The sequence below is a fragment of the Actinoplanes sp. ATCC 53533 genome, assembly GCF_003947245.1.
The window spans coordinates 1-10,349 of sequence record NZ_QHHV01000219.1 but is presented as its reverse complement, the minus strand read 5'-3'; the positions used below and the strand labels follow the sequence as shown (position 1 = coordinate 10,349).

Below are 10,349 nucleotides of genomic sequence, written 5' to 3'. Positions count from 1 at the left end.
TCCCGTTGAATGACGGTACGTACCATATCGGGCGGTTCAATCCCGCTACCCGGGTGATAGATGGCTGCGTCACCGTCAAGAACAATCTGATGACGGCCAACACTCCGATCGTGCATCATCCGTGCACCGCGGCGGGGACGAACGACCAGTGGCGATTCCGTTCGGTCCCCGGCAAGCCGACGTTTCGAATTGTGGCGGAGAGCAGCCGGCTGTGTCTGAGCATCGCTCCCGACAACACGCAGAACAACGCGCCGCTGATCCAAAAGACCTGCGGAACCTCGGCGACCGACCTGACCGATCAGTTCACCTATCCGCCCACTGCTTCGCCGAACGCGGTTCCGCAGCCGGCGACCCGGAACCAGGCGATTGTCGCTATGCAGGGCTCCGCGAACGACACGGCGCTGGCCCCGCTGACCTATTCCTATACCGACGACCTCGGCAGCCTCAAGATCGGTCACCAGTCCAATCCGGACAGTGTCATGTCACTGCAGTGGTCGACGCCCAACGGGGAGCGTTACGTGGGCGAGCCGCGGCTGGGGGTCCAGGGCGACGGCAAGATGGAGGTCATCGCCCGCAACCAGGCGGACGGCGACCTCTGGTTGGGTACTCAAACCGCCAAGGGGGCGGCGACCTTCGGCGCGTTCGAGGATGTCGGCGGCGCATTGCCGGCACAGCCGGCGATCGGCCGAATGCCGACAAACGGCCAGTTGGTGGTCTTCTGCAACCTCAACGGCAGGTTGTGGCAGCTGCCGCAGGACGGCAAGAACGTGCCGTACGGCGCGTGGCGAGCCAGTGACGGTTCGCTGATCGGGTTCACCGGGATCGTGGGCACACCGACGGTGGTTGCGCTTCGCGACAGCCTGCGGATCTTCGCGATCACGACGGCGGGCACGATGCTGACGGCCACGTACGAAGACGGAACGATGAGCTCGACGGTCAACCTCGGTGGTTCCGGTTTGAACGGAAACGTTTCGGCCGTGGTGTATCCCGGCTACTGGGTGCGGGTGTTCTCCCGCGGCGCGGACGGTGTCATCGTCAGCAAGGCACAGAAGGACGACGGGACGTGGCCGGCGGAGTGGTCGCCCGTGGGCGATTTCGCGGCCGCCGGTCCGCCGTCCGCCGTCCTGGACCCGGTGCGGGGACGGACCGGCGTGGTGGCGCGTGGTGCCGACGATCAGATCCACGCCGTGTTCGAAACCGGCCAGCTGAGCGGCGAGTGGGGCTCCTGGCAGACGATCGCGTCCCGGCCCATCGTCACCGATCCGACGGCGTTCAGCTGGACTGGCTCCGGCGGTCAGACGTGGGGTTACGTGGTGCGGGACAACAACTCGCAACCGTTGCTCTACTCCGTGAACGACATCGGCGGTGCCGGCCTGCGGGTCGCTGCCGGGCGACAGTCGCCGTTCACGATGCATGCCCTGCCGGTCCCACCGAAGTGAGGCGGCCGTGGCGCGGCTGCGGACGTTCCAGCTCAGGTTTCCGAAATGAGTAGAGCGGCCGTAATTATGGCCACAGTGGATTTATGCGGGACTTTCCCCGTTGAGCCAGCTCGTCGATCGGCCGGGAGCCCGGCGTTTACCACCGACATTTCAGGAAGGGTTGTTTCGCAGCCCACCGCTCGCCCCGGCGCGAGCGTGCTTCACGTATAGTCGCGACCGATCACCAATCAGTCGGCCCAACACGGGGGTTTTTCTGCATGTTCCTTTTTAGTCGCAAGGCGCTGGCCGGCATCGGCTGCACCGCTGCCGCGGTCGCTTCCACCGCGTTGTTCGCGATGCCCGCGCAGGCGGCGTCGGCCGGCCTCGCGAAGGTGGTCGGCTCGTCCACCGTCCAGTTCAACGCCCTGCTGGGTAAGAGCAATGGTCTGGTCATCACCATCTCGGGCCGCACGGTCACCCTGAACGACAAGGTGGCCATCAAGGCCGGCAAGGGCTGCAAGGCGGTCAAGGGCGACAAGACCAAGGTCAAGTGCAAGACGTCGAAGAAGACGACGAAGATCAGCGCCGCCCTCGGCGACAAGAACGACTCGGTCACCAACAAGACCTCGGTCTACCTGCTGGTGGACGGCGGCTCCGGCAACGACACGCTGACCGGTGGCTCCGGCCGGGACCAGCTGCAGGGCAGCTCCGGCAACGACAAGCTGTACGGCAAGGCGGGCAACGACTCGATCTTCGGCGGCTCCGGCAACGACTACATCGGCGGGGGCGTCGGTAACGACCACATCGAGGCCAGCTCGGGCGTCGACAAGGTCTTCGGCGACGCGGGCGTCGACACCATCTTCGGTGGCTCCGGCAAGGACCGGCTGGTCGGCGGCGCGGGCGACGACCAGATCACCGGCGATGCCGACGCCGACTCCATCTCCGGCGACGCGGGCAAGGACGATATCCTGGGCGGCGCGGGCAACGACCAGATCTCCGGCGGGGCCGGTCGCGACATCATCCTCGGCGAGGCCGGCAACGACGTGCTCGCCGGCGATGCCGACAACGACATCATCTCCGGCGAGGCGGGCAACGACGGGATCACCGGCGGCGCCGGCGACGACACCGTGTTCGGCAAGGCCGGCAACGACAAGATCGCCGGCGGCGTCGGCAACGACGTGCTCCTCGGCGAGTACATCTCGGAGGTCACCGGCGAGCAGGTCGGCAGCAACGCGGCCCTCGACCGGGTCGACGGCGGCGCCAACACCGCGCCGGGCGACTTCTGCCTGGTGATGAACGCCGGCACGAAGGTGAACTGCGAGCGCCCCGTGGAGCCCACTGCGGCTGCTGGTGCCTCGGTCGCGACCGAGGCGGCGGAATCGGCCAAGGCCGTGCTGCAGGCCCAGTCCCGCATGGCCACCGCCCAGGCGGCGCAGTAACAGCTCGCTGACCTGAACGGCCCGACCGAGCGGGGCCGCACCGGCGGGGGAGAAACCCACTCCCGCGGGTACGGCCCCGACGGCCGGGCCGTTTTCGTCGAAGGTCTATGCGCAGCGGACTACGCGGCGACGCTCGTCGAGACGCGGTCGCCGTTCAGGACGACCTGGTCGCGTCCGCCGCGTTTCGCGGTGTAGAGGTGCCGGTCGGCGCAAGCCAGCAGCTCGGCCTGGGTCGTCCGCGTGGTGGCCTCGGCGACGCCGATGCTGACGGTGACCGACAGCCCGTTCGCCGTGGTCCGCCAGTCGTGATCCCGGAGGGTCTTCCTGATCCGGTCCAGGTGTTCGGCGGCGGCGGACGCGCTGATTCCGGGCAGCACCACCAGAAACTCCTCGCCACCCAGCCGGGCGACGAAGCCGGCCGGGGCCGCGGCGGTCAGCTCGGCCTCGAGCAACTCGGCGACCCGGACGAGCACCCGGTCGCCGGTGTGGTGGGAGAACAGGTCGTTGATCCGTTTGAAGTGGTCGAGGTCGACGATCGCCACGGCCAGCGGCCGGCCGGTTTCGCCGATCAGCAGCGGCAACTGCTCGTCGACGTAGCGGCGGTTGCGCAGGCCGGTCAGCGGATCGCGGCGGGCCTGCTCGCGGAACCGTTCGGCGTCCTGGCGGGCCTCGGTGGTCTCGAACATCGCGTGCCGGTTGCGGGCCTGCGCTTCCCGCTGCGACGAGTGCAGCCGGTGGTACGCGGCGAAGAACTCCCGATGTGTCTCGAACGCGGCGGCGAACTCGCCCCGGTCGGCGTAGAGGTCGGCTTGCGCCTGCTGTACCCGTACCAGGATCTCGCCCAGCTCGCGCTCGACGCAGAGCGCGCGGCACTCGTCGAGGCTGGCCTGCGCTCGATCGCCCGCGCCCTGACCGCGCTGGGCCGCCGTCAGGGTGAGCAGGTATTCGGCGTGGGAGTCAGCCTCCTCGGCGCCGCTGCCCTCGTCGCGGGCGATGGCCCGCTCGATGGTCCGCTCGGCTGCGGTGAACTGCCCGTTGGCCACCTGGATGTTGGCGATGGTGTCCAGATCCGCGCCGTCGAGCTCGAAGCCGTTGGCCGCGGCGACCGCCTGCAGCCGCTCCGCGACCTGGCGGACAGCCTCGGCGAAACCACAGGTCAGCTCCATGTAAGCCCAGTTGTTGAGGACGGCCATCCGGAGCCAGGCGAGCTGATGGGTGGTCGCGAGATCTTCGGACTGCTGGTAGTGCAGCCGGGCCTCGTCCATGGAGTTGACCTGGCCCAGCGCGTCGGCGAGCTTGGCGCGGTGCCAGATCTGCGTGCTCGGCGTCGCGGTGTCGTCGAGCAGTTCGACGGCCAGCAACGAGTGTTCGAGCGCGGCGGCGAGGTCACCCAGGTGCCGGTGCACGTTCGCCCACAGCAGGTGGGCGCGGGCCTGCACCATGGCCGAGCCGTGCACGACGCCCCAGTGCTGGATCTCCCGGACCCGGCGGGCCGTCGCGGCGACCTCGCCCATCCGCATCCACATCTTGGCCTGGCAGATGCGGGCGCGGACGGCCAGTTCCTCCTCGCCGAGGGCGTTGGCGCTCTCCTCGAGATCCACGGCGTCCTGCAGGGAGCCCAGGTCGACCCACGCGAACTGATCCTCGATGGCGGTCAGCGCAGCGACCAGCTCCGCGCGTCCGTCCGACGACCCGGTCATATCGGCAGCCCTCCCCCGGGATCTATCGACACGGTCAGGCGCCGATGAAGAACAAATCCGAAGCCGTTACCGCTTAATCTTGACGGTGGCACCGGCGGCGCGGCCGTCCAGGTGGCCGGCCCGCTTCGCGGTCACGACCACGGTGAGTCTCTTGCCGGCCCAGGACTTCTTGATCTTCAGCGTGGCCGCCGCGGCACCCTTGATCACCTTGCCGTTGAGCCGCCACTCGTACCGGTAGGCACCCGCCTTGGGCGACCAGGCACCCACCGACGCCCGCACCGTCCGGCCCGCGCGCACCGTACCGGTGATCTTCGGGGTCTTCGTCGCCTTCGGCGCGATTCCCCAGCCGATCGTTACCGCGGCAGACTGCCGGGCGGTGTTCTGGTACGCCGGACGCTTGGCGGTCACGGTCAGCCGCTTGCCACGCAGGGCGGCCGGGACGGTGTACGTCGCCCCGGTCGCTCCCTTGATCGCCACCTGCCCCGCCGGGGGATCACTTGGATAGATAACTTGTCACCTGGAGGCAAGAAGTCTAGCCTTCTATCCATGAGGAGGTTGCCAGAGCTTCCGTCGACCTTCACGACGGGGCAGGCACGGACTGCGGGTGTGCACCCACGTGACCTCTACGCGGCCCGAGACGATGGAGAACTCGTCGAACTCTCCCGGGGGGTGTTTCGTCGGGCGGACGCGCCGGCGGCGGCGTACCCGGACCTGCTGGCAGTCTCGCTCCGGGCTCCGCGGGCAGTGGTGTGCCTGCTGTCGGCGGCAGCGGTGCACGACTTGACCGACGAGATCCCCATGGCGGTCCAGATCGCCGTACCGCGCCGGACGTGGCCGCCGAAGCTCGACCACCCGCCGGTCGAGGTGTTCGTCTGGGACCCGCTGACGTTCGAGTTGGGTCTGGATACGGTCGAAGTGGCGCCGGGGGAGTGGGCGAGGATCTACTCGTCGGGCCGGACCGTCGTCGACCTGATGCGAATGCGGCACAAGCTCGGAGAGTCGGTTGCGCACGTCGCCCTGCGCCGTTACCTGGCCCGACGTGACTCCCGGGTCGCGGATCTCCTGACGTACGCGAAGGCACTGGATGTGCTCGGGCCGGTCCGGGCCGCGGTCGACGTTCTGACCGCATCGTAAGGGAGGTGTCGTGACTCGAACCACCCGCGCCGACGCAGGTGGCCGCGCATATCTGGACCTGCAGAATCTGGCCCGCCGACAGGAACGCCAGACTCAGATGCTGATGGTCATCTACGTTCTTGAGCGGTTCCTCGCCCGCCTGGAGGCCAGTGGGTACGCGGACCGGTTCGTCCTCAAGGGCGGAATGCTGCTGGCCGCCTGGGACGCCCGCCGCGCCACCGTCGACGCTGACTTCCTCGCCCGCAACCTGAACCTCGACGAGGCGTCGGTCCTTCAGCGGGTCGTCGATATCGCCGCACTGCCCGCGCCGGTCGAGGACGGCGTGGAGTTCCGCACCGACACCGCCAAGGCGAACACCATCCGCGACGGAGACCTCTACGGCGGGGTCCGGATTGCTATGGATGCGACCGTCGCCGGAGCAGTCGTGAAGCTGCGCCTGGATATCAGCACCGGCGATCCGGTTGCTCCGCCACCGACCATCGTCGACTACCCCACTCTGATCGAGGGCCATCCGCGCCTGAGGATCCTGGGGTACCCACTACCGGTCGTCCTGGCGGAGAAGCTCTGCACCGCTGTCGAGCTCGGCGCCGGCAACAGCCGGGTCCGCGACTACGTCGACATTTGGACGCTCACCCGCAGTCACGACATCACTGCGGCAGACCTGCTCACCGCCCTGGCCGCGACCTCCAAGCACCACGATGTCACCCTTCGGCCGCTCGCTGAGGTCATCGGCGACTACGGCGTTGTCCGTGCGGGCGCCTACACCGCCTATCGACGCCGCCTCGGACCAGATGCTGCCAAGCTTCCCGAGGGCTTCGCGGAGGTCATCGACGACGTGATCACCTTCGCCGACCCCGCACTGGCGTCTGAAGTCGCGAGTCGAGCGATCTGGACCGCCCTGAGCGCCAGTTGGAACGGATAACTCGTGCCGTGCAGCTGGCGCCGACGGCTATACGCCTTGCTCGCGTTCGTAGAGCCTTTCACCTTGGTCGGCGTCAAACTGGTCGTTGATGGTGCTCCGGTGGTGATCGGATGTCGAGCACTGGTTCAGCACCAACCGAACTGCATCAGCATGGCGGACCGGCGGTGACGGATCATGTCACGCAACAGTCAGGGGCATCCATGGATTGCCGAGGAGTGCGTGACGTAGTTCGGTAGCCACGCGGAGGCCCCCGGAGCGCGAGCGTACGGCGGGGCGTTTCTGTGAATCGCCGCCACGCGCCCACTCCATCTGCTATGCGCAAATGAGGCTTGAGCTGCAGAAACGGCGCGCAGCCTATCCCGCGACGGCAAGGGCCCCCAGCGGACGGCTGACTCTGCCTCGGTCCGGTACCCTGTCTGACGCGGGCTGCTAGCTCAATGGCAGAGCTGAGGACTTTTAATCCTCAGACACGCTCTTTGTCCCCGCTACTGAACGTAAAGCATTTTCGTCCGGATTCTCGCCCGCAAATCCAGGAGGATGCGGCCGAGTATCAGCAGGTCAGACCGGTCGTTACCCACTGTGTTCGTCAAGACTGCTGTTGCTCGGGGCCGAAATCCAGATTCTAGGCATGGAATCCGTCCAGGGTCGCTGGCATCCGATCACCCACGGAACACCCACGGCCCCACCAGCCACCCCGTTTGAGCGCTGTACGCGCCAGTTACGTCGGACGCTACGCCTGGCCGAGCCCCACCAGCCAGCATCGGTTCAAGTGCCCATAGCCGCCGCGCCAGCGTAGGGAACTTCCCATGCTGCCACGCGGGCCGCGCTCGCCGCAGCAGGTAGCTCGTCCTGGCTAGGAATCCCTGCGCCGCGCCGCACTGACTGCAAGCCACACGGATACCAGATAGATCAGCACGAGGGCCGCCGCGACCAGCGGGCTAGGCCGAGAACGTCTCCGACCAGCGCGGACGCAATATTCGGCAGGTACAGAGGCAGAGCCCTGCCTAGCTCTGCTCAGTCGGACACTCACAAGGAGAGTAATGGTGTGAATACTGTCAACCATTGCGGTTGACCCTCGGCGCCGCCATCTGTGATCATGGGTCGCAAGCTCAAGGTGAGCCGTCGGACAGGATGTGACAAGGAGGGGCAATGACGACAGATGAGGTCGAGGTTACGTCTGCTGACATTGCCCGGATCGCCGGTGTGAAACCGACCGCTGTCAGCAACTGGCGCCGCCGGCACGATGACTTTCCTAAGCCGGTTGGCGGCACTGACCGCAGTCCACGCTTTGCGCTCGCGCAGGTGGAGGAGTGGCTCAAGCGGCAGGGCAGGGTCATCGGTGTCGCACCGCAGGAACGTCTCTGGCAGGCGTTCGACTCTGTCGGTGGAGCGATACCGCCGGAGGACGCCGTTGCCATGGTCGGCATGCTCCTGCTGCACCTAGGGGAGTACCCAGACACCGTGGTACCGACCGATGAGGCCGGATGGTCGAACCTCATGACACGCGCCGAACATACCTTCGTCAGCGGCGGCGCGGTGGGTGCGGGGGTGGCCGACCTCGTCGCCCACCTACCCCCAGTGGACTCCGCTCGACTGTCAACCTTGCTCACGGTGGCGGTCGACATTGCCACCGCCGGCGCCGACCGCAACGGCGGCGACATCTTCGAATCCCTCAGTACCCGATTCCTCGATTCGCCCAGCCGCAGCGGACTTGCCACTACGCCCCAAGAACTCGCCGCACTAATGGTGGAGTTGACCGGCCCTCCATCCGGGTCCTTCGTCGATCTCGCCTGTGGCGGCGGAACATTGCTTCTGGCTGCGGTCGCCTATGGGTACCACCGCGTGCAGGGCCAAGAACTCAACGCCTCAGTCGCCAGGATCGCGGCGTTGCGCCTAGCGTTCCGCTCCTCCCGCGATACCCCCGTTACCTTCGACATCAGAGCCGACGACTCGCTCCGCCGACCTGCCTACCCCCGCGCCCGCGCCCGCGCCGTTGTCTCCAACCCCCCGTTTGCCGAACGTAACTGGGGCTACGAGGAACTCATGCATGACCCCGATTGGGAGTACGGTATCCCGCCCCGGATGGAATCCGACCTGGCCTGGGTGCAGCGCACACTGGCCCAGGTCGCCCCGGGAGGTACCATCGTGCTCCTGATGCCACCGGGCGCCGCGTTCCGGCCCTCCGGACGCCGAATCCGCCGAGAACTGCTCACTCGCAGTGCGCTACGCGCAGTCATCTCACTTCCCCCTGGCCTTGCCGCGCACTACTCTCTGGCGCTTCAGATCTGGATCCTCTGCCGCCCCAATGACTCTTCAACCCCGACCCCACTTCTCGTGGTCGACACCACCGGCCGCGAATCCGCCACACGAACGGACGCAGCCGCGACTTGGGCCCAGATACGCGAGACCGTTATCCAGGCGTGGTCCGGTTTCATGGCCGACCCAGACGGCTACCCCGGGCATGCTGGGATCGCACGCGCCGTACCGCTACCGGAACTCCTCGATGAGGACGTCGATGTCACTCCCCGTCGGCATCTGCCACTGGCCCCGCAGCAGGGCGTTTCCGACGACGAACTGGCCGCCGCACGCGAACAGTTCCTCCGATTGCTGAATGCGCTTGGCCCGACTCCACCAGACTCCGCTGCGTTGCCAGAGATCGACCCGCGAGACGTTCGCCCCGTGGCGCTCGGCGAACTTACCAAGACCGGCGCGGTGTTCATCCGCAGGGCACTCTCCAACCCCAGTACACAAGGCGGGGACGAAACCCCGCCGGCGACCAGGGTCGGAGGACGCATCCTCAACGCAGCTGACATCGTGGCCGGCCGGCCGGCCACGACGGTCGGGGACGTTGACGGCGACGAGGTACGCAACCCACCGATCCGCCGCGGCGACGTCCTCGTCCCGGTTGTCGCGCGCCATCTCGCCGCCCGAGTCGCCAGCGATGACGACACGGGCGCGTACCCGTCGTCGAGTGTCTATGTACTACGCATCGACCCGACGATCCTCGACCCCTGGTTCCTCGCCGGCTATCTGTCGAGCAGCGACGGCAGTAGACAGGCCGAGCGTATGGGCACCAGCCTGGTCGGTGACATCCGAGTCGACCTACGCCGTGTGCGCGTGCCGCTGATACCAATCGACATTCAGCGGGCGTACGGTGAGGCGTTCCGGAAGCTGTCAGAGTTCACCCGAACCCTACGCAACGCGCACGACCTGGGACTGGAGCTTGCACGCAACTCCACCAACGCAATCGCTGCGGAACTCGTGGTCGGCGCCGACCGGCTTCCGGCAGCTTTGTGACGATCATGAACCACGGGCTGCGGCTGCACCTCCGCTTCGCAGAGGCGCCAGCCCGTTCCGACCGGCTCGTGAAGATCTGCAGGAAAGGCAAGCTGTGAGTGTCGACATCGCCAAAGACGACCGGATCCTCATCGACGGGGAACTGGTCACGGTCGTGGCCGCGACATCGACACCCGCTGGCTTCGAGTGCATCGTTAAGTCCCCCACTCGCGGGTTGTTCGAGGTCTTCATCCGTGCCAATGACGTCGACAGCTGTAAGGTGCCGACGTCCGACGGCAGCGGCGACAGCGGTCGGGCCATTGCCGCCGTGTGGACGGAGTGGATGCGCTGGGCGATCCCGCGAATCCGGTCCGCGGTGCTGGCGACCCGACCGCTTCGCCCCTTCGCCCACCAGGACGACGCGGTATTCGGGGCGATGCTGTCCCAGCCACGGCTGCGG

8 protein-coding genes are annotated in these 10,349 nt (G+C 67.2%); 6 read left to right on the top strand and 2 right to left on the bottom strand.

The genetic code is table 11. From position 1 onward, the window contains the following. A partial coding sequence (locus DMB66_RS49160; RefSeq protein ID WP_148112846.1) for an RICIN domain-containing protein occupies positions 1-1,439 on the top strand: 1,439 nt, incomplete at its 5' end. A gap of 257 nt (positions 1,440-1,696) precedes the next feature. Then, complete coding sequence (locus DMB66_RS49155; RefSeq protein ID WP_125811003.1) at positions 1,697-2,857, top strand: calcium-binding protein; 1,161 nt, start codon at positions 1,697-1,699, stop codon at positions 2,855-2,857. A 119-nt stretch (positions 2,858-2,976) separates the two neighbouring features. Here the strand turns inward: DMB66_RS49155 and DMB66_RS49150 are convergent, their stop codons facing one another. Beyond that, complete coding sequence (locus tag DMB66_RS49150; protein WP_125811002.1) at positions 2,977-4,557, bottom strand: diguanylate cyclase; 1,581 nt, start codon at positions 4,555-4,557, stop codon at positions 2,977-2,979. Positions 4,558-4,623: 66 nt separating this feature from the next. Continuing rightward, positions 4,624-5,034: a hypothetical protein gene (locus DMB66_RS49145; RefSeq protein WP_125811001.1), complete on the bottom strand. Its 411-nt coding sequence runs from the start codon at positions 5,032-5,034 to the stop codon at positions 4,624-4,626. Positions 5,035-5,103: 69 nt separating this feature from the next. Here DMB66_RS49145 and DMB66_RS49140 point away from each other — a divergent pair, with 69 nt between their 5' ends. From DMB66_RS49140 to DMB66_RS49125, 4 genes are all read left to right on the top strand, one after another. After that, positions 5,104-5,691, top strand: a complete 588-nt coding sequence (locus DMB66_RS49140; protein ID WP_125811000.1) for a type IV toxin-antitoxin system AbiEi family antitoxin domain-containing protein — start codon at positions 5,104-5,106, stop codon at positions 5,689-5,691. A 10-nt stretch (positions 5,692-5,701) separates the two neighbouring features. Continuing rightward, entirely contained in the window at positions 5,702-6,613 is a 912-nt protein-coding gene (locus DMB66_RS49135) for a nucleotidyl transferase AbiEii/AbiGii toxin family protein (RefSeq protein ID WP_125810999.1), read from the top strand. Positions 6,614-7,762: 1,149 nt separating this feature from the next. Next, on the top strand, positions 7,763-9,910 hold the full coding sequence (locus tag DMB66_RS49130) for an N-6 DNA methylase (protein ID WP_125810998.1): 2,148 nt from the start codon (positions 7,763-7,765) through the stop codon (positions 9,908-9,910). A gap of 94 nt (positions 9,911-10,004) precedes the next feature. After that, on the top strand, positions 10,005-10,349 hold a 345-nt coding region (locus DMB66_RS49125), incomplete at its 3' end, for a hypothetical protein (RefSeq protein WP_148112845.1).